Below are 18,627 nucleotides of genomic sequence, written 5' to 3' on the forward strand. Positions count from 1 at the left end.
GGCGAGGAAAATAAATGCCACCAGAAATTCCAAATCCAGATGATCCGATAACGCCACGAATAGTTAAATGGATCGTTTTCCCTATACTTGTAGCCTTTCTTATTTCAATGGCTTTCGATCTGCAAATCAATCAATGGAAATGCAGTAGAGAAGCAAAAAGGCAAGGATACCTTGAAGGTGAGTATTTCCCGGCATACAGATTCACCCCAGCCAGTTGCGTATGTAGAAAGAAAATCCTGCCAGACGGAACGGTAGATGTTTACGCAAAACTGGTGATTGATCTTCAAAATAAGAAGCTGAGCTGGTAAAGGCGAACTATCATGATTTGTCCACTGTGCAAAACGGAGTACCGAGAAGGTTACTATACCTGCGCTGATTGCTCCGTTCCTCTTGTAGAAAAACCTGAAGAGAATCAACCTAAAAAAAATCAAAAGGAAGAATTTTACGAAGGTGAATTCGTTGAAGTATTTCAGACGACAGATCAATCCGACATTTTATCTGTGAAACTAGCCTTCGACGAAGAACAGATTCCGAACAACTTCTCGGGTGATTTCTTCCTCGGATACCGCCCAGGACTGCTTGCTCGTTTTTTCGTGCCGACTGAGTTTGAGTTGAGGGCTGTGGAGGCCCTTAGAAAGTTGACCCTGAACACGGATGCCCAACGAGACCAGTGGACCCGACCGCGATAAACCCGCGCCGGGTCACCGGCCGAGCCGTTGGGTGAATATAAAAATGACAATCAATGAAACCTTAAATATCGGCAACAAGATCTGCGTCACCGCCGCAACTATTTTCCCATTAACGACGGCATACATGCTTCTGATCCTTCGTCTAAACGGAGAAAATCCTATCCTCATGTTTGCGCGGAGCAAGTACTCCGTAAGCTTTGACCTGAAGCTATTTGGATACATGCGGCAACGATATATTGAAATCAAAAAAGGCAGAGTAATTCCATGTCTGAATCTGATTTCGTGGTACGTCTTCTGGACCGCATTTGTGGTGAACTTCATCTTGCAGGTTATAGCTATGACAAGATGACACCCAACCAGGGCCTTAGACGCCGACCGTGGCTGAGAAGCGCCCCGGCGCGGGTCAAGGCCCGGCCCGTTGGACCACAATAAAATAGATTAGGATTTATAATTGATTGAACTAAGCCCCATAAAGAGAAAAAGAATATTAGCTGAACCTGAATTGTTACGAATTGATATGCAAAGGACAAAGAGTGCAAAGGTGCCACGATCCGTGATGATCGTACTTTCATTGGCATATGCATTGTTTTATTTGTGGGTCATGAATTACGTATTCCGAACTATTTCTGATCTATCCATGGACAATTCATTTTACATATTTGCTACTGTTTTTATCACGTTAAGCTTTGTTTGCATTGGAGCATTTGCAATAGCTTTATCATCACGACAACCGTTGATTTTTACGAGTGTTGGTATTACTGGCTGCGCTTTAATGGCAATCAAGTACGAACAGCTTGATGGATATAATTGGGAGAAATGGGAAAATTCAAAAACCACATTAATTTTGCTTCCCAAAGGAATTTTCAGCGAAGGCTCATGTCGCTCTAGAACAGGAGAATCAACTTTTGGAGCCTATGGGTATTTCTTTGATAATGAACAAATTAGGACAGCAGAGGAAATTTTAGAAAAGGCTGGTGTAGTTAAAGTTAATATCAGGTCATGGAGATAGAAAGACAGGTCCAACACTCGGCGGCACACAGGCGCTGACGCGCTGGTGCGCCTCATAACGTTATGCCAATGAATATGAATAAGACCATTGAAATTCTCAAAAAACCAGCTGTAATCCTTGGCACGTTCATTCTGTTCAAAGGAACCCAGACAGTTTATGCCTATGCCACGGGAGTGAGACCCGGCAGGCTTCCAACTCTCCATCTACTGGCCTTTGTGGTTATGGCAGCCGTTTCTTATTTTGCCATCAAAGGAAAGAAGACGGCAGAGTGGATTATGGGATTATACCTTCTAGCTCAGATAATCACTGTGTTTTGGGCGGTATTTCTTATTCCAACAGAGCAGTTATTACTAAAGGTTACGGCCATTATTTTAAGCACATACTTTGTTTATGGTGGGTGGATAATAGTCAAAATTGCCAAGGACAAAACCTGAGGCATAACCAGGCCCTTGGACGCCGACCGGGGCTGAGAATCGCCCCGGTGCGGGTCAAGGGCCGGCCCGTTGGCTGAGGAATAATGAAAGACGGAATTTTTAAAAAAGAAGCAAAGTTCATGGTTGGCATGTATGTCCTGATTCCAGTTGTCGGAATCATTGCAGCCATTGCCATCCCATTTCTGAAAAAGAATACCGCTTGCGATAACTCAATTGTTTCTATTTACACATCTCCTGATGGATCGAAAAAGGCCATTCTCTTTGCGCGGGACTGCGGAGCAACAACGGATTTTAGTACCCAAATTTCTATACTTCCATCCAAAGAAGAACTGCCAAATGAAGGCGGAAATGTATTTGTTGCTGACTCGGACCACGGAAAAGCTGCAACTGGGCAGTGGGGAGGTCCAAAAGTGACTGTATCTTGGCAAAACGGAAATAATATCCTTGTGAATTATGCCGACAAGACGAGAATTTTTAAAAAACAAGAGCAAGTTGAAGGCGTCCACGTTACATATTCAGAGGGAATCTCAGCAGCCAACCAGAAAGATACACCTGACCATAAACCCGTCAGGTGATCTTCCGCCCCCGTTGGCATGACTTGGAATGAAGAAAAATGAAGAAGAGTGAAAAACGACAATTTGCCTCCAAGCAGGAGGCGTTTTCTAGTATTTATTTGTGGGTCACTATACCTGTTGCATCTATCTTTTTTGGATTCTTTGCAGTCAGTAGAGCTAGCCACGCATAACCACGTCCTTGGACCTGCCCGATGGCAGGTCAAGGCCGACCCCGTTACCAAGAGAGGCGAGATGGAAGGCAATACTCCAACGATCTGTCAGACATGTGGCAGCATCGAAATCGCAAGGAATATCACGGTGTCACAATCCGTCGAGGTTGGGGGCACGGGGCTGGAGTACAAGACCGGCATGATAATCAGAAATACCGAGCCACTGCTTGCCGATTTGTGCAAGAACTGCGGCACCGTGGTGCGGTTCCACGTCAAAAACCCCGACAGGAACTGGATCACCAAGACCTGACCTTGTTACCCAAGTGGAGGCGTATCCATCTGAAATTCAAAAAGATTGAAGCGAAGTTCAACAACTCGGCGGCAGACGGTCAGCACAACTAACACCGCACATCCGCTGCGTCTCAGTCCCGTTGGCAGAGGGGAAAATGCCAAAAAAATAAAATTTTTGCTACTGATCTCAGGTGCCGTTGCTATCTTATTTCATCCCACTCTCGCGATATACGTTGATGGGATTACAATAAAAACTGAGCCGTCGAGGAAACTGCTATGATAACGCCGTCGCGGAAAGTTTTTTCCAACTGCTTAAGCGCGAGCGGATCAAGCGTAAGACATACAAAGATCGAGAAGAAGCAAGACAGGATATTTTCAACTACATCGAGATGTTCTACAATCCAATCCGGCGCCATAGTTACACCGATGACCTTTCACCGGTGGAGTTTGAAAGACGCCATTTTCTGAAAACCTCGAGTGTCTAAAAAACTAGGGGCGATTCAATGCCCCGACCTCATGCATCGGTTGAATGGTAATGGTCAGACCCATGCCATGAAGAACATTAAAAAGACTGGTTAGCTCCGGATTGCCACGTTTGGAAAGCATCTGGTACAGACTTTCGCGTTTTACATGTGATTTTTCAGCCACTGCCGCCATGCCGCCATGTGCCTGAGCCACTTCCCGCAAGGCTAGCAACATCGCTGACTTATCACCCTCTTCCAAAACTGCATTCAGATATGCAGCGGCATTTTCGGGAGATTTCAGCCACTCATGAAGATCGGATTCGTAGTCGGTCATATGTTTCATTTTCGTTGCTCCTGATGGTTTTTCCAAAACCGTTGGGCGCTTTCTATGTCGCGCTGTTGAGTCCGTTTGTCTCCGCCGCACAGAAGGAGAACAACCGTTCCATTGTCAATCGCGTAATAAACACGGTAACCGGGGCCATGATCTATCTTCAGTTCCACAACACCATCACCGACGTTGCGGACTGAACCAAAATTTCCTGCTCTTACCCGCGTCAAGCGAGCGCGGATGCGTACGGCAGCGACTTGATCACGCAAATCATTTAGCCATTCTCGGAATGGTTTGTTCCCGTGTTCGTCGGTGTAATACGCTATTCTGAATGGCTCTGTTTGCATTGCCAATAATGTAAGTTATATCTTACAGCATGTCAAATGATAAATAGGCGGGGTTTCCAACCATCGGCACGACCGCCCCAAAAAAACGGGCGGTCAGCCTCAGCCCCGTTAGCCAGAACTCAAATAAGAGAAGAATTTGAACCGACGTAATTTTTTAAAATATTCATTACGAGGCTTGATTGTCGCCACGCTTGGAAAGGGGTATTACAATTCCACGGCAGCGCAGGTCGAACTTGTGCGAGTTCCGGTAAGAATCAAGCAGTTGCCGACTCCGCTTCAAGGGCTCAAGATCGGCCTTTTGACAGACTTTCATTCATCATTCATCGTATCTGACGGGCTGATAAAGGCCTCTGCCGACTTGGTGATGTCGGAACGCCCTGACGTTATTGTACTTGCGGGGGATTTCATCTCAGGTTCCACCAAATTCCTTTCAGGTTCCATCGGTGAGTTTAAACCCCGGTACCTGGAACGCTGTGCAGCCGCACTCTCTCATTTGAAAGCTCCTCTCGGAATTTATGGCGTTTTGGGAAATCACGACTTTTGGAGCGGTTTGGCGGCGGTCGGGGCAATCTGTGATACACTCAGCAAGCGTGTTGGCGTGACGTGGCTCAGGAACACCAGTGTCGAGCTGAATAAGGCGGGAGCGACCTTTCACCTTCTCGGTGTCGACGATTATTGGGAGTCAAGCTGCTCCCTTGCGGCAGCATGCAAGGGAATTAACGGAGATTCGATCAAGATTCTTCTCAGTCACAACCCCGACATCAACGATGATATTTCACTTTCGAATGAGCGTATTGATTTAGTGTTGTCAGGCCACACTCATGGCGGCCAGATTGTTGTACCGTTTCTTGGCCAGCCTGTTATGCCTTCGAAGTTCGGACAGAAATATCGCCAAGGGTTGGCAAGGGACGGAGAACGACAGACGTACGTATCCCGAGGCGTGGGATGTTTACTTGCGCCGATCAGGCTGAACTGCATGCCCGAGGCAACGGTGTTGACGCTATTCTAAGGCAACCAGCGCCAAGATCGGCCGGAAAATAAGTTTGCTGATATGTTAGCAATATGTTAACATAAATCATGTTCTCCATTGAATACTCAAGAGCCGCCCGAAAGGCGTTAAAAGCCATGCCACGCAACACAGCGCGGCTTATCCTGGAGAAGATCGAGTCATTGGCGATCGACCCAATGGCGCCGAATAACAATGTCAAGAAACTTACCAATCATCCCGGCTACCGGTTGCGGGTAGGAGACTGGCGGATTGTCTATACGATTCACGAACAGGCCCTGTTGATAGCCGTAGTGCGAATCGCGCCAAGAGGAGATGTTTACCAATGAAAGCACAGATTATTGAAAAGAATGGCCACCCTGAGTTTGCCGTGATTCCTTACGAAGATTACCAACATTTTCTTGAACTGCTTGAGGATGAAGCCGACGCACATTCAGTTGCCGAATTTCATGAAGCATATACCGCCGGACGGGAATTCACGGTGCCCGACGAGATCCTGCGTGCTGAGCTTGCAGGAGAATCACCGATTAAACTCTGGCGTGAACATCGCGGCCTGACCCAGCAGGAACTTGCAAATCGGGCAGGAATAAGCAAGCCATACTTATCGCAGATCGAAACGGGCAAGCGGCAGGGTACGGTTGAAACGCTCTCGGCAATAGCTCGTTCCCTGGACGTCCCACTTGATATCTTGACGGACTGAAGAGCAGTAAAGGGTCAGTGCAGGAATCCCGGGTAAACGCAAGGATGATGCTCCCTGTAAGCTTTTTAAAGGAGGAATTCATGATATCCCGTCACCTTTCTGGAAAAATACTCGTTGCGGCACTTTTCTGTCTTTCGCTCGGCTTTTCGTGGTCCCGACCGTCCTCCGCCGCCTCGGAATACCGACTTGCCAAGGGGCAGACCCTCTATGTGCCGGTCTACTCCAACATCTTCAGCGCCCCCCGAAAAATCCCGTTCAACCTGGCGACGATGCTGAGTATCCGGAATACGGATATGTCCAACTCCATCACCCTTCAGTCAGCCGACTATTACGACACCAAGGGGAAGCTGGTGCGACGCTACTACCAGCAGCCCGTTACCCTCGCTCCGCTGGAGTCCACGTCCATTTACCTACCCGAGGATGATACCGTCGGCGGCACCGGCGCGAATTTCATCGTGCGCTGGTCGGCGAGCCGCGAGGTGAACGTCCCCATCGTGGAATGCGTTATGATCGGCATGAAATCGGGGCAGGGGATTTCCTTCGTGAGCCCCGCCCAGGAAATCAGGGAAACCGTCAGGTAAAGGATCGATACGAATGTCCATTGCGCTTCATAAGACGAAGATCAGCCAGATAGTCTCCCGCGACGTCATCACCGTCCCCCCCGACACACCGCTTGTCGAGGCCGTCACCATCATGGCGAGCTCGCGCATCAGCTGCCTCGTCGTGGCGGCCAGGAAAAGGCCGCTCGGCATCTTTACGGAACGGGACCTGGTGCGGGTGGCCAACCGGCGGGTACGTATCGGCAGCCAGCCGATCGGCGACCTCATGACCAGCCCGGTGGTAACCATCCATGGGAACCTGAATGTGTACGAGGCATACAACCTCATGCTCTCCAACAAAATCCGCCACCACGTGGTGGTGGACCACGGGGGGAGACTGCTGGGGGTGATGAGCCAGTCGGACCTGATCAATATCCTGGGGCTCGAGTACTTCATGGAGATGCGGAAGGTCGAGCAGGTGATGACGCGGAAGGTGGTAACCGTCAGTCGAGAGGTGACCCTGGCCCACATCCTGGAGCGGATGGCGGGGCCGGGAATCAGCTGCGTGGTGGTGGTCGATGATAATTCCCCGGTCGGTATCGTGACGGAGCGGGATATGGTCAGGCTGGTTGCCGATGGCGTGGCACTGGATACCACCCCGGTCGGCATGGTCATGAACAGCCCGGTGATGTCCGTCCCGATCGGAACGACAGTCCACAAGGCCGCAACGGTCATGAAACAGAACCGGTTCCGCCGGATACTGGTGCTCGACCCCGCGGGGAGGATCGAAGGGATCATCACCCAGTCCGATATCATCAAGGGGCTGGAAGGGAAATACGTCGAATCCCTGAAGGAGATCATCCGGGAGAAGGAGGACATTTTCCAGCAGACTGCCCGGGATCTCCTGGACAAGACCATCTACCTGGACAACATCCTCAGCTCGTCCATCGACATGGCGATTGTCGCCACGGACAGCGAGTTCAGGATCAAGTACTTCAACCCGGTGGCGGAAAAGGTGTTCAACTGCAGCGCCAGCCACGCCATCGGCCGGACCGCCATGGAACTCCACGAACTGGAGGGGGTCGCCCCGAACCGCCTGTTCAAGGCCCAGGAGATCATACGGAAGAAGGGGAAGCATCTCTTCCCCATGGAAATGAACCGGAATGGCCACTCCCGCTACTACGACGGCAGCCTCTCCAGTATCCTGGACAAGCAGAAGAAGCTGGTCGGATTCGTGCTCATGCTCCGGGATGTGACGGAGAAGCGGGAACAGGAGAAGACCATACACCATCTGGCCTACCACGACGCCCTGACCGGCCTTCCCAACCGGGTCCTCCTCAACGACCGCCTCTCCCAGGCACTGACCGGTTCGAAACGCAACGGTACCCGGGGCGCGCTGATGATTCTCGACCTGGATCGCTTCAAGGATATCAACGACACATTGGGGCACGGGACGGGGGACATGCTGCTCAAGGCGGTGAGCGGCCGGCTGCAGAACATCCTGCGCAAGAGTGATACGGTGTCGAGGATGGGGGGAGACGAGTTCGTGCTCCTGCTGCCGGCCATCGCTTCGGCAGCCAGCGCGGACGTGATTGCCGCTAAGATCGTCAAGGCGTTCCGCAAGCCGTTCGTCTGCGACGGTCATACGCTCAAGGTGACCGCAAGCGTGGGGATCGCCGATTTCCCCGACGACGGCGAAGACGAAGAAACCTTGATGAAGAACGCGGATATCGCCCTGTACCGGGTCAAGGAGCAGGGGCGGAACAACTACCAGAGGTACATGATGGTGCGGAAGAAATAGCGCGGACGCGAAGGGATTCCTGCGGTGAACGAACCGGGGTCGCCGGCAGTGCCGTCCGACCCCGGTTTCGTGCTGCTACCTGCGTCAGTCGCAGGTTTTGCGCAGCAGATGGAAGAGAAGAGCCGCCACAAGGGCGGCGGCGACAACGAAGGCGCCGGCGATTTTCCGTTTGGCGCGCTGCTCGTCGATCTTTTGCAGTGTCTGGTCCAATTTCCCCAGTTCCCCCTGGAGCTTCGCCGACTCGTTCGTCACCCGGGCCGTGTTGACTTCATGGAACAGGCGGTGGTACGTGTTCCGAAGGGCGAACAGACTCTTGTCCGTCGCTTCCGTATCCACTCCTTCCCCTTTGAACCGGGCGAGCCGCTCCTCGATCGCCACGATCAGCCGTTCGGTCTTTTCCATGGCAGCCTTGATGTTCGCCGCCCGTTCGTAGGGGTGGCAGCGACTGCAGCTCTTTTCGTTGATCAGGTCCAGGGTGACTTTTTTGATGTCATGGGCACCATGGCAGGTGACGCAGGTCGGACCCCCTTTGCCCAGAGCTCGTCCGTGGGCGCTCTGCAGGTAGTCGTCACGGATGCCGACGTGACAACGGCCGCAGAAGGCGGGGACGTCGGTCTCTTTCGGCACGCCGAGGAATCCCCGGGCAGGACTCATGGCGTTGGCGGCATCCTTCGGGTCGCCGCCATGGCAGTCGTGGCAGGAGATGCCATTCTCGGCATGGATGCTGGCCTGCCAAGGCTTCACTGCCTTGCTTCCGGGGCCGGTCTGGGCTGAGTGGCACTGCAGACAGACGGTTTCCTGGGCTCCCCCCGGCAGGGGGAAGGCAAGCATGAAGCAAAGGACCAGGGCGAAACGGAGGGGAGGGGGGACGTTGCCCACCTTCGGGGAAGTACGGTTCATGAGTAGTGCCCCCAGATCATAAGAGCGATATAGAGCACGATGCCGCCGATGGCGCAGGCTAGGAAGAGAGGACGCTTCAGGGGATGCTTTTCCTGTCCCCGGTCGATGAAGGGGAGAAGGGCCAGAAAGGTCATGGCTGCCCCCTGGACTGCAATGCCGAGAAATTCGCTCGGGAAGAGTTTCAGGGTCTGGTAATTGGGGAGGAAGTACCACTCCGGCTTGATGTGGGCCGGGGTCTGGAAGGGATCGGCCGGCACGAAGGCGGTGGCGGGGAAGAATATGTACGGATCAAAGAACACTACGCCGAGAAAGAGGGCGCAGTAGACAGCGATGGAGGTCAGGTCCTGGAGCGCGTAATGGGGGAAGAACGGAATCCCTCCCGGATGGCTTTCGTAGCGGTAGCGATCCCCAAGCCACCTGTTGGTGGTCTCCTGCAGGCCGAATGGCGGCGTGGAGACGCCGGTGCGCTGGAGGAAGAAGATATGCGCGCCGACGAGGGCCGCGATGGTAATGGGGATGACCGCCACGTGGAGGGCGAAAAAGCGCCCCAGGGTCGGCGGTCCGACAAGTTTCCCCCCCCGCAGGAATTCCACCAGGTACGGCCCGACCACCGGTACGGCCCCCACGCTGTTGGTCGCCACGGTGGTTGCCCAGAAGGAGAGCTGGCTCCAGGGGAGGAGGTAGCCGGTGAGGGATATCCCCATGACCAGGTTGAGGAGGATGAAGCCTGAAAGCCAGTTCATCTCACGCGGACTTTTGTAGCTCCCCATGAAGAGGACCGACAGCATGTGGAAGAGGAGGATGAGGACCATCATGTTGGAGCCAACAGCGTGGCACATCCGGATCAGCCAGCCGAACGGCACCTCGTTCATGATGAAGGTGACGCTCTTGAACGCCTTGTCGGCGTCGGGGACGTAGTAGATGAGCAGGAGCATCCCGGTCACCACCTGCATGGCGAAGATGAAGAGGAGGATGCTCCCCATGGAGTACCAGACGTTGATGTTGGTGGGGAGGAGGTAGCCGGTCAGCTCCTTTTCCACCAGTGCCCCGGCGCCGATACGGACGTCGACCCAGGTATAGATGCGTTTCGCGAGATTCATGCATCCTCCGCGTTAATGACTTTGAATTCAGCCGACGGTGATGGTGCCGTTGGCAGCGGTGACGGGAATCGTTTCGAGGGGTTTGGGAGGGGGGCCTCCCAAGACCTGGCCGGCGGCGCTGAACCTGCCGGCGTGGCAGGGGCAGAGAAACTCTTCTTTTTCCTTCTGCCACTGCACCACGCAGCCGAGATGGGTGCAGACTGCGGAAAGTGCGACCAGCGCGCCGTTCTTCTGCCGGATTACCACGGCGGTCTTGCCGTTGTATTCAAAGAACTTGGCCGCTCCTTCGGGAACTTCGGCAGCGGGGAAGGTTACGGTGCGCCGGGCACTGCCATCCCTGCGAGGTGCCAGATACCGGATGAGAGGGTAGAGAACAGCCCCGCCTGCGCCTGCAAGCAGGCCCCCCAGGCACAGGCCGAGAAATTTCCTTCTGCTGCGTGCATCCATGTCTGCTCCTCTGCTGATTGACCTGACAAGTGCGGCAGAATGGCGATCGACAACTGCCGTCCTGTTATTGAATATCATGCGGGTCCATGAAGTCAAGTCAGACGCCGTATTTGCGGCAGTTTTTGCTTGCGTTGGCCGGCCATTTACTTTAATTTTACGGTCACTATAATTTTATCGGGGAGGGATTACGAATGCCGTACAGCGAACCGGGCAAGACCAAGTTTCAGACCGATCTCAGGCGCCATCTGCGCGCAAAGAACATAGAGGACAATCTCGTCCATCTCATCTGCGAGATAGCCGAGGCGAGCAAGTACGTCATCAACGCTGTCCGGACCGGTGACCTGGGGGTGGCGGGTACGTCGAACCTCTACGGTGAGGAACAACTGGCCCTCGACGTTCTGTCGGACCGGATCATGCGCAAGCGGCTGATCCACTCCGGCGTGGTCTGCAAGATCGCCTCCGAGGAGATGGACGAGATCTACGAAGTGACGACCGATTCCGACGGCATGTATTCCGTGGCCTATGATCCCCTGGACGGATCCTCCCTGGTGGACGTCAACCTTGCGGTCGGGACCATCGTCGGTATCTATGCAGGTTGCGACCTGCTGCAGGAAGGACGCAAGCAGGTGGCCGCCATGTACATCCTCTATGGACCGCGGGTTTCCATGGTATACTCGGTAGGGGATGGTGTTCACGAATTTACTATGAACCACCTGATGGAATTCACCCTGACCCGGGAAAATATCAGGATGCAGCCGGAAGGGAACATCTATTCTCCCGGCGGATTGCGGAACAAGTACAGCGAGGGGAACGAAAAGTTCATTCGCTACCTGGAAGCGAAGGGGGCAAAGCTCCGCTATTCCGGAGGATTTGTTCCGGACATCAACCAGGTATTGCTGAAAGGGAAGGGGATTTTCATGTATCCCGCCCTCAATGGTTCCCCCAATGGCAAGCTGCGCCTGCTGTTCGAGCTCAATCCCATGGCGTACCTGGTGGAGAATGCCGGTGGCGCGGCCAGTGACGGCAAGCGGGCGATTCTCGACATCAAGCCGGAAAGCCTCGACCAGCGCGCTCCGATCTACATCGGCTGTTCAGAAGATGTGAGCAAGGCTATGGAATACGCCAACGGCAATTGATTGCAGGGAGGTGACCCATGGAAAAGGAACAGGCTCCGCAGCGGCTCTGCAGCGAAATTCAGCTCTTCGACCTGTGCGACAGGGATGTATGTGCCCACAAGGATGGCCGCTATTGCACCAAAGGCGACATCCTCGCCAAATTCGAAGCGATACGGGAGGAGGACGACCGTTCTCCCGAGCAGTTTATGGCGGACGAGCTGGACGAGGTGGAAGGGGCTGACGATCTTGGGTACGACGAAGCCTATGGTGTGGACGAATATGGCGAAGAGGATGAAGAATAAGGGGACGGAACGGTTCCCGGCACTTCCAGCGGTCGGATCGTAACAAAAAAATGGCACCCCTTGGAGGGTAGCCATTTTTTTGTTAGAAGGGGAGAGGGAAAAGAGCTTGACATCGAAACCGATTGACTGAACAATCGTTCACATGAACGAGCGTTCAAGAGAATCTACGCGCCAGCGCATCCTGTCGGCAAGCCAGAAGGTGTTTGCCGAGCATGGCTACACTGGTGCCAACATGCGGCTCATTGCCCAGGGTGCAGCGGTAAGTGTCGGTTGCGTCTATCTGTACTTCAAATGCAAGGACGAGCTCTACCTGACCCTGCTTGAAAGCTGGATGAATGAGCTTGATGCCCGGACTACCGATGCGTTGGAAAACATCGTGGAACCGGCGGAGGCTCTTGCTGCGTTCATCACCACCGGGATTGTTTATGCCCGGGAGCACAAGGAAATGGTATTATTGCAGGGTCGCGATCTCGGTTTTGCCCGTGGTCTCGAAATGAAGCAGCAGTTCCTGAGAAAGCGACGCTCCCTGATCGAGGATATCGTCAGAAAGGGGGTCGCGACCGGCATATTTTGCGACTGCGATCCCGGTGAAGCGGCGAAGCTCATCTTCTGCAGCATGCGGGGTTTCATCGTCACCATGATGATGGGCGAAGAAGCGCTCTACTCTCCCGAAGCGGGAGTTGAACTGTTGCTGAACGGATTATTGAGGAGGGATACGCCGTGAATAAATATATCGTGACCGTACTCTGCCTGGCATTCATGTGCGGGGTTGCCGGGGCCGACGAGACGCCATACCCGTTGGGACTGAAGGAGGCGCTGCGTCTGGCGGTAGAGCGGAACCTCGACCTGCGGGCCCAGCTTTACACGCCGGCCATGAACGAGGCGGACGTGCGGTTCAACAGGGGCATCTACGATCCCCACATTCTCCTTACCACGGGGTACACCGACGAGCGCACCATTCCGGTCAGTACGGTTACAACGGGAAGCATCGACAAACTCCACCAGCGGACATTTACCGTCGATCCGGGAATAAGTCAGCTGTTTCCCACCGGCGCCACCCTGGGGCTGACCTTCAGCAATTATTACTCGAATACGAACAGTCAGTCTTCGTTTACCAGAAACAGTTACTGGCAGTCGGCGCTTACCCTGAATGCCACCCAACCGCTCCTCAGGAACTTCGGCCGGGAAGCGACCGAGGTCGGCATTGCCGTTGCCCTGGGGACGAAGGAAGGGTCGGTGTACCGCTACCAGAGCCAGGTACTTGCAACGGTCCTTCAGGTAATAACCGAGTATTACAGGCTTTACTACGACTACGAGAATCTTGAATCCAAGAGAGTTTCCCTCAAGGATGCCCAGAGACTCCTGTCCGACACCAAGGCACGGGTCAAGGCCGGGGTTCTGCCGGCCATGGAGGTCCTCAATGCCGAGTTTGGCGTTGCCTCCCGGGAGAAGGATCTGAATGACGCCGAGCGGGCGGTACAGGACGAATCGGATGTGCTCCGTCTCCTTCTTCAGCTGAATGTCACTACCGTCATTCAACCCACGGACAGACCGGTCAGCGGGCAGATCGCCATTAGCGAGAGCGATGCGGTCCAAAAGGCCCTGGCCAATCGTCCCGAACTCAAGGAGGCGCGAACCGGGATTAAGACCAGCGAAATCCAGGCGCGGGTGGCAAGGAACAACACCCTGCCCAACCTTAATCTGGCCGCGAGTGCCGGTCTCAATGGACTGGGGAGCGGTTACGGCAGAGACATGGACAGGCTGTCAAGTGGCGACTATCCTGCCTGGAGTGTTTCGCTCCAGTTCGATTATCCCCTGGGAAATACCGCAGCCGAGAATGCTTACATAAAAAGCAGGCTCAGGGTAAACCAAGGCGAAGCCCAGCTCCAGAGCCAGCAGGAGTCCATAACCAACGAAGTGCGAGCAGCGATTCGCGCCCTGGCATCCACCCATAAGCAGATCGAGGTCACCGAGCGTGCCCAGGCCTACGCCGAAGAGAACCTGCGAGCCTATATCCGCCGGAACGAGGTGGGGCTCGCTACCATCAAGGATGTTCTCGATGTGGAGACGACGCTGGCAACGGCTCGCAGCAACCACAACAGGGCGCTGGCCGACTATAACATCGCCATGAATCAGTACTGGAAGGCGACCGGCGAACTGCTTGAGCGGGAAGGTATTATCGTGACCGACAATCATGCCAACGGGTTGTACGATAGCGCGCGATAGGAACGCCTCGAGTACAAACTGAGAGGTTAATGGTTATGGTGAATGGAAATCTACTGTTTCAGGACGATCATGCCTGTGGTTTGACAGGTAATTGCAGTTTGGCTGATAGGCAATAATTCAAGCAAAGAACACGAAAAGGCCGGCAACTCCGGCCTTTTCGTGTTCTTATTCATGTTGATCAAAACTACTATTTTCGTCTTTTAAGAGCGTAGAATATACCGGCACCAGCAATACCAAGCCCCAAAAGTGAAAGAGTAGCGGGCTCGGGCACCTGGTATCCGCCGCCACTGTTCCTTCCGATATTGTTATTCCCTGGAGGAAGACGTCCCATGGCATAAGCCTCCATCGTTGTGTCAATGTTCAACAATGGCACAAACCCTCCTCCCATAACCATCATGAATACGCCACCCGTCAGACAAGCATTCAATAATTTTCTCATGACTACACCTCCTGTCCTCATAGTACGATAGTGGTTGGTAAGCCCTAGGCGCATTTTCTTAGTATTTTGTATGTATTCTCACCCCCTTGTGATAAACGTGCTTTTTCCGTTTTCCTCAGCAGCCATAACACAACTGACATAAGAAGAAGAGCCGTTGCAAAGAAGACAATCCCTCCGCTTCTGTGCAGCCATCCATCGACAAGTATGCTTTTGTCCAGATATACTCCCATAACAGAGAGAACAGAAATACGCAGGCCATTTTTTATTATGCTGATAGGCACGACGGAGAGCACAAGAATGATACGCTGCCAGGATTTGTCGAGAAAAAGATACGCTGCCAGAGCAGTGGTAACGAGAAGGGCGAGGGTGGAACGAATGCCGCTACACTGTTGTGCTACCTCGACACTCAATGTCGGCAAGTGGAAAACGAATCCATCCCGTATATGGGGAACGCCGATGAGTTTGAAGATACCCTCGACCGTCTCGCAGGAACCAGCTTGTAGCAGGTAAACGGCCTTGTCCATTGCCGGTGACGGCACCGGGATCATAAGGAGGAAAAATAGCAGAGGTGCTGCTGCGTGTCGAATAGAGTTGAAGCCGAAAAAGAGAGCAAATCCCCCGATCCAGCATGTAATAGCCGATAGCGAAGCCAGTGAAAGTGCGTTGTTTGTGGTGAGATGGGGAGAATAATGAATACGGATAGCGTGAATAAGGATGCCTGCCATGATAATTATGGCACCTGCCACGAGCGAATAGTCCCGCGATAAAGGTTGAGTTTTTCTTTTTGCGTAGACCAGATAGGCGCTTATAAACGGAATGCATGCAATGTGGGAATAGTACTCTGCCCTCAGGGGGGTGCCCAGAAGAGCTTTTAACGCGGCATAAAAAAGCAGAAAAACCGCAATGCTATAGATTGTAAAAACTACATTTCGTGTATGCATGAGATTAACCCCTGCATGGCTGGGCCCAGATTAACGCTTTCTAAAACATTGTATCACCTGATTTCCGATGGTCAACCGATAGAGATGGCTACAAAACTAGAAAAAAAGAAGGGGTTACGGTTTTCCGTAACCCCTTCTTTTTTATTGGTGCGGTAGAATGGACTCGAACCATCACGGGGTAACCCCCGCCAGCCCCTCAAGCTGGTGCGTCTACCAATTCCGCCACTACCGCAAACAAATTTTTTTGATTCACAATACCGCCAAGAGTTGTTTTTAATACCATTAAGATGCGACTGCTGTCAAGTGTAAATTACTTATTGGGTGCCTGCGGCGCCACAGTCCCTTGGGGATTCTGCGGTGTACCCTGGGGTGCAGGGGGGGCAGACGGTTGTTTTGTCTGCTGAGGAGTCTGTGCAGGTGCGGCAGGAGCCTGTGGAGCAGCTTTCTGGGCAGCTTTCGAGGACATGATGGAAGAACTGCCGGTATGACCGCCACGATATGCCAGTACAAGCGAGGTGAGCATAAAAATAATTGCAGCACCGGTTGTCATCTTGCTCATGAAAGTGCTGCCACCACCGGCGCCGAAAACCGATTGGCTTCCGCTGGCACCGAACGATGCACCCATCTCAGCACCCTTGCCGGACTGGAGAAGGACGACGGCGATCAAGGCGATGCAGACAGTGATGTGAATGATAACAAGAAAAATGGTCATATGCTCTTTCCCTTACGATTGATGTGCGACTTTTCTTTCTATCATAGTACATCCTAAATTAAAAGCTAATTTTAGGCCTGATGGTTGACAATGGCGGCAAACGACTCGGCATTAAGGCTCGCACCGCCGACCAGGGCACCGTCGATATCGGGCTGGGCCATGAGCCCCTTGATGTTGTCCGGCTTGACGCTGCCGCCATACAGGATCCTCATGGCGTCAGACACTGCAGTCCCATAAAGCCCTCCCACAACGCCTCGGATGAACGAATGCGCATCCTGGGCCTGATCGTTTGTGGCGGTTTTGCCGGTACCTATTGCCCAGACCGGTTCGTAGGCAATGACGACCTTGGCGAGCTGTTCGCCACTCAATCCTTCAAGACCGCCGCATAGTTGTGTTTTCAGGACGTCGAGCGTCTGCTCCGCTTCACGTTCAGCCAAGGTTTCACCGATACAGAAGAGGACAGTCAGTCCCGCGTTAAGGGACGCTTTTATTTTTTTATTGACGGTAGCATCGGTTTCACCGAAATACTGCCGTCGTTCGGAATGGCCGATAATGACATGGGTGCAACCGGCATCGACCAGCATCTTGGGAGAGACTTCGCCGGTAAAGGCGCCTTCCTCTTCCCAGTAGCAGTTCTGGGCGGCAAGGCTGACCGGGGAGCCTGCAATGGCTTGTTTGACGCTCGCGAGCACGGTGAAAACCGGCGCAACGACAATTTCCACACGGCTATTATTTACCACCAGCGGCTTGAGACCGTTGACCAGTTCAAGGGCTTCCGGCGTGGTTTTATAGAGCTTCCAGTTACCCGCAATCACAGGTTTTCTCATGGTTCCTCCCGTTAGTGAGTCGTATGGCACGGAAAAAGAAGGAGCTGAGTCGCTCGCTTCCCGCAACAGTTCAATCTATTTGTGGCCGTTTTCTTCCAGCACTTTGATCCCCGGAAGTTTTTTCCCTTCCAGCAATTCCAGGAAGGCGCCACCCCCTGTGGAAATGTAGCTGATCTTGGCATATTCGCCGGCGCGATGCACGGCCGAGTCCGTATCGCCGCCGCCGACGATTGTGAGGGCATAGGCATTTGCCACTGCGGAGACCATGGCAAACGTGCCGCGGGAGAATGCGTCCATTTCAAAGACCCCCATGGGGCCATTCCAGATGATGGTCTTGGCATTCTGCAGGGCTTCGGTGAAAAGAGTTACCGTGGCCGGGCCGATATCGAGCCCCATCCATCCCTCGGGAATTTCCTGGACCGGTGTGACCTTGGTCTCCGCTTCGGGCTTGAACTGGTCGGCAGCCACGCAGTCAACGGGAAGGTAGAATTTGGTCCCGGATTCACGGGCCTTGGCGAGGACACGGGTGGCCGTTTCGAGGAGTTCCTCTTCCACCAGTGACTTCCCTACGTTGTAGCCGAGGGCTTTGAGAAAGGTAAAAGCCATGCCGCCGCCAATGATGATTTTGTCGACCTTCCCGAGCAGGTTTTCCAGCACTTCCAGCTTGCCGGACACCTTCGCCCCGCCGAGGATGGCGACGAGAGGGCGAATCGGGTTCTTCATCGCCTTGTCGAAGTAGTTCATCTCGTTCTTCATGAGAAAGCCGGCCGCTACTACCGGAAAGAAGCGGGTGATCGCTTCAACAGATGCATGGGCGCGGTGGGAGACGGCAAAAGCGTCGTTAACGTAAATTTCGCAGCCGTTGGCAAGGGCGCGGGCAAAATCCGCGTCATTTTTCTCTTCCCCTTCGTAGAAGCGCACGTTCTCCAGCATGAGGACATCACCCGGTTGCATGGCATCGATCATCGTCTTGACCTCATCGCCGATGCAGTCGGAAGCGAGCTTCACCTCTTTGTCGAGAAGCCTGGATAGGCGCTTGGCCGTGGGGGCCATAGAATACTTGGCTTTGCGTTCCCCTTTGGGGCGGCCGAGGTGGGAAGCGAGAATGACCTTAGCGTTGGCGTCAAGTGCGTAATTGATAGAAGGGAGAACTGCCCGTATACGGGTGTCCTCCGTGATGTTCTGATGTTCGTCGAGGGGGACGTTGAAGTCCACTCGCATGAACACTTTTTTCCCCGCGAGATTTTCAATTTCATCGAGATAGCGTATTGACATAAGTCCCTCCT

The 18,627-nt window shown here is 53.5% G+C and carries 25 protein-coding genes, 1 tRNA gene and 1 pseudogene; 16 read left to right on the forward strand and 11 right to left on the reverse strand.

Going from position 1 to position 18,627, the window contains the following annotated elements:
• Positions 1–14: 14 nt before the first annotated feature.
• The 7 genes and pseudogenes from KI810_RS13570 to KI810_RS13600 form a co-directional block, all read left to right on the forward strand.
• Positions 15–308 (forward strand): hypothetical protein, encoded by a 294-nt coding sequence (locus KI810_RS13570; RefSeq protein ID WP_214176104.1) that lies wholly within the window; start codon positions 15–17, stop codon positions 306–308.
• Between the two features lie 12 nt (positions 309–320).
• Positions 321–689 (forward strand): hypothetical protein, encoded by a 369-nt coding sequence (locus KI810_RS13575; RefSeq protein ID WP_214176105.1) that lies wholly within the window; start codon positions 321–323, stop codon positions 687–689.
• A 451-nt stretch (positions 690–1,140) separates the two neighbouring features.
• Positions 1,141–1,698 (forward strand): hypothetical protein, encoded by a 558-nt coding sequence (locus KI810_RS13580; protein ID WP_214176106.1) that lies wholly within the window; start codon positions 1,141–1,143, stop codon positions 1,696–1,698.
• A gap of 68 nt (positions 1,699–1,766) precedes the next feature.
• A complete protein-coding gene (locus KI810_RS13585) occupies positions 1,767–2,132 on the forward strand; it encodes a hypothetical protein (protein ID WP_214176107.1) in 366 nt (121 codons plus the stop codon).
• An 83-nt stretch (positions 2,133–2,215) separates the two neighbouring features.
• Complete coding sequence (locus tag KI810_RS13590; RefSeq protein WP_214176108.1) at positions 2,216–2,707, forward strand: hypothetical protein; 492 nt, start codon at positions 2,216–2,218, stop codon at positions 2,705–2,707.
• Between the two features lie 297 nt (positions 2,708–3,004).
• Positions 3,005–3,166 (forward strand): hypothetical protein, encoded by a 162-nt coding sequence (locus KI810_RS13595; RefSeq protein ID WP_214176109.1) that lies wholly within the window; start codon positions 3,005–3,007, stop codon positions 3,164–3,166.
• A 235-nt stretch (positions 3,167–3,401) separates the two neighbouring features.
• A pseudogene (locus KI810_RS13600) lies at positions 3,402–3,632 on the forward strand (IS3 family transposase); the annotation flags it as partial.
• A 4-nt stretch (positions 3,633–3,636) separates the two neighbouring features.
• Here the strand turns inward: KI810_RS13600 and KI810_RS13605 are convergent.
• Together KI810_RS13605 and KI810_RS13610 are read right to left on the reverse strand one after the other, a co-directional pair.
• Entirely contained in the window at positions 3,637–3,954 is a 318-nt protein-coding gene (locus KI810_RS13605) for an addiction module antidote protein (protein WP_214176110.1), read from the reverse strand.
• On the reverse strand, positions 3,951–4,286 hold the full coding sequence (locus tag KI810_RS13610; RefSeq protein ID WP_214176151.1) for a type II toxin-antitoxin system RelE/ParE family toxin: 336 nt from the start codon (positions 4,284–4,286) through the stop codon (positions 3,951–3,953). Before KI810_RS13610 ends, KI810_RS13605 begins: the two co-directional genes overlap by 4 nt.
• A gap of 136 nt (positions 4,287–4,422) precedes the next feature.
• Between KI810_RS13610 and KI810_RS13615 the strand changes: the two genes are divergently transcribed.
• From KI810_RS13615 to KI810_RS13635, 5 genes are all read left to right on the forward strand, one after another.
• On the forward strand, positions 4,423–5,295 hold the full coding sequence (locus KI810_RS13615) for a metallophosphoesterase (RefSeq protein WP_214176111.1): 873 nt from the start codon (positions 4,423–4,425) through the stop codon (positions 5,293–5,295).
• Positions 5,296–5,363: 68 nt separating this feature from the next.
• Positions 5,364–5,621 (forward strand): type II toxin-antitoxin system RelE family toxin, encoded by a 258-nt coding sequence (locus KI810_RS13620; RefSeq protein ID WP_214176112.1) that lies wholly within the window; start codon positions 5,364–5,366, stop codon positions 5,619–5,621.
• Positions 5,618–5,992, forward strand: coding sequence for a helix-turn-helix domain-containing protein (locus tag KI810_RS13625; RefSeq protein ID WP_214176113.1), 375 nt, complete (start codon positions 5,618–5,620; stop codon positions 5,990–5,992). Before KI810_RS13620 ends, KI810_RS13625 begins: the two co-directional genes overlap by 4 nt.
• A gap of 80 nt (positions 5,993–6,072) precedes the next feature.
• Entirely contained in the window at positions 6,073–6,573 is a 501-nt protein-coding gene (locus KI810_RS13630) for a DUF3124 domain-containing protein (RefSeq protein ID WP_214176114.1), read from the forward strand.
• Positions 6,574–6,586: 13 nt separating this feature from the next.
• Positions 6,587–8,332: a CBS domain-containing protein gene (locus KI810_RS13635; RefSeq protein ID WP_214176115.1), complete on the forward strand. Its 1,746-nt coding sequence runs from the start codon at positions 6,587–6,589 to the stop codon at positions 8,330–8,332.
• Positions 8,333–8,416: 84 nt separating this feature from the next.
• On the opposite strand, the gene KI810_RS13640 is transcribed toward KI810_RS13635, so the two are convergent.
• The 3 genes from KI810_RS13640 to KI810_RS13650 are packed head-to-tail and all read right to left on the reverse strand — an operon-like array spanning position 8,417 to position 10,779.
• Positions 8,417–9,232: a cytochrome c3 family protein gene (locus KI810_RS13640; protein WP_246525647.1), complete on the reverse strand. Its 816-nt coding sequence runs from the start codon at positions 9,230–9,232 to the stop codon at positions 8,417–8,419.
• Positions 9,229–10,332 (reverse strand): cytochrome b, encoded by a 1,104-nt coding sequence (locus KI810_RS13645; RefSeq protein ID WP_214176116.1) that lies wholly within the window; start codon positions 10,330–10,332, stop codon positions 9,229–9,231. Before KI810_RS13645 ends, KI810_RS13640 begins: the two co-directional genes overlap by 4 nt.
• Before the next feature lie 27 nt (positions 10,333–10,359).
• Positions 10,360–10,779: a QcrA and Rieske domain-containing protein gene (locus KI810_RS13650; protein ID WP_214176117.1), complete on the reverse strand. Its 420-nt coding sequence runs from the start codon at positions 10,777–10,779 to the stop codon at positions 10,360–10,362.
• 191 nt (positions 10,780–10,970) lie between these two features.
• Here KI810_RS13650 and KI810_RS13655 point away from each other — a divergent pair, with 191 nt between their 5' ends.
• From KI810_RS13655 to KI810_RS13670, 4 genes are all read left to right on the forward strand, one after another.
• The gene (locus KI810_RS13655) at positions 10,971–11,915 is read left to right on the forward strand and encodes a class 1 fructose-bisphosphatase (RefSeq protein ID WP_214176118.1); all 945 of its coding nucleotides are present in this window, start codon (positions 10,971–10,973) and stop codon (positions 11,913–11,915) included.
• Positions 11,916–11,932: 17 nt separating this feature from the next.
• On the forward strand, positions 11,933–12,196 hold the full coding sequence (locus KI810_RS13660; protein ID WP_214176119.1) for a hypothetical protein: 264 nt from the start codon (positions 11,933–11,935) through the stop codon (positions 12,194–12,196).
• 142 nt (positions 12,197–12,338) lie between these two features.
• Positions 12,339–12,920: a TetR/AcrR family transcriptional regulator gene (locus KI810_RS13665; protein WP_214176120.1), complete on the forward strand. Its 582-nt coding sequence runs from the start codon at positions 12,339–12,341 to the stop codon at positions 12,918–12,920.
• Positions 12,917–14,422 carry a TolC family protein gene (locus KI810_RS13670; protein ID WP_214176121.1) on the forward strand — a complete coding sequence of 502 codons (1,506 nt, stop codon included), beginning with the start codon at positions 12,917–12,919 and terminating at the stop codon, positions 14,420–14,422. Before KI810_RS13665 ends, KI810_RS13670 begins: the two co-directional genes overlap by 4 nt.
• Positions 14,423–14,609: 187 nt before the next feature.
• Here KI810_RS13670 and KI810_RS13675 read toward each other — a convergent pair whose 3' ends face one another.
• The 6 genes from KI810_RS13675 to KI810_RS17365 all read right to left on the reverse strand — a co-directional run bounded on the left by KI810_RS13675 (position 14,610) and on the right by KI810_RS17365 (position 18,616).
• Positions 14,610–14,861 (reverse strand): PEP-CTERM sorting domain-containing protein, encoded by a 252-nt coding sequence (locus tag KI810_RS13675; RefSeq protein ID WP_214176122.1) that lies wholly within the window; start codon positions 14,859–14,861, stop codon positions 14,610–14,612.
• Positions 14,862–14,905: 44 nt separating this feature from the next.
• Entirely contained in the window at positions 14,906–15,802 is an 897-nt protein-coding gene (locus KI810_RS13680; RefSeq protein ID WP_214176123.1) for an exosortase/archaeosortase family protein, read from the reverse strand.
• Positions 15,803–15,947: 145 nt separating this feature from the next.
• Positions 15,948–16,034 (reverse strand) — tRNA-Leu (locus KI810_RS13685).
• Positions 16,035–16,112: 78 nt separating this feature from the next.
• The gene (gene secG / locus KI810_RS13690; protein ID WP_214176124.1) at positions 16,113–16,514 is read right to left on the reverse strand and encodes a preprotein translocase subunit SecG; all 402 of its coding nucleotides are present in this window, start codon (positions 16,512–16,514) and stop codon (positions 16,113–16,115) included.
• A 71-nt stretch (positions 16,515–16,585) separates the two neighbouring features.
• Positions 16,586–17,341, reverse strand: coding sequence for a triose-phosphate isomerase (tpiA, locus tag KI810_RS17360; protein WP_246525649.1), 756 nt, complete (start codon positions 17,339–17,341; stop codon positions 16,586–16,588).
• Between the two features lie 75 nt (positions 17,342–17,416).
• Positions 17,417–18,616 carry a phosphoglycerate kinase gene (locus KI810_RS17365; RefSeq protein WP_246525651.1) on the reverse strand — a complete coding sequence of 400 codons (1,200 nt, stop codon included), beginning with the start codon at positions 18,614–18,616 and terminating at the stop codon, positions 17,417–17,419.
• Positions 18,617–18,627: the final 11 nt, after the last annotated feature.

Source organism: Geomobilimonas luticola (genome assembly GCF_018476905.1).
In the GTDB taxonomy this organism is placed as follows: Bacteria; Desulfobacterota; Desulfuromonadia; order Geobacterales; family Geobacteraceae; genus Geomobilimonas; species Geomobilimonas luticola.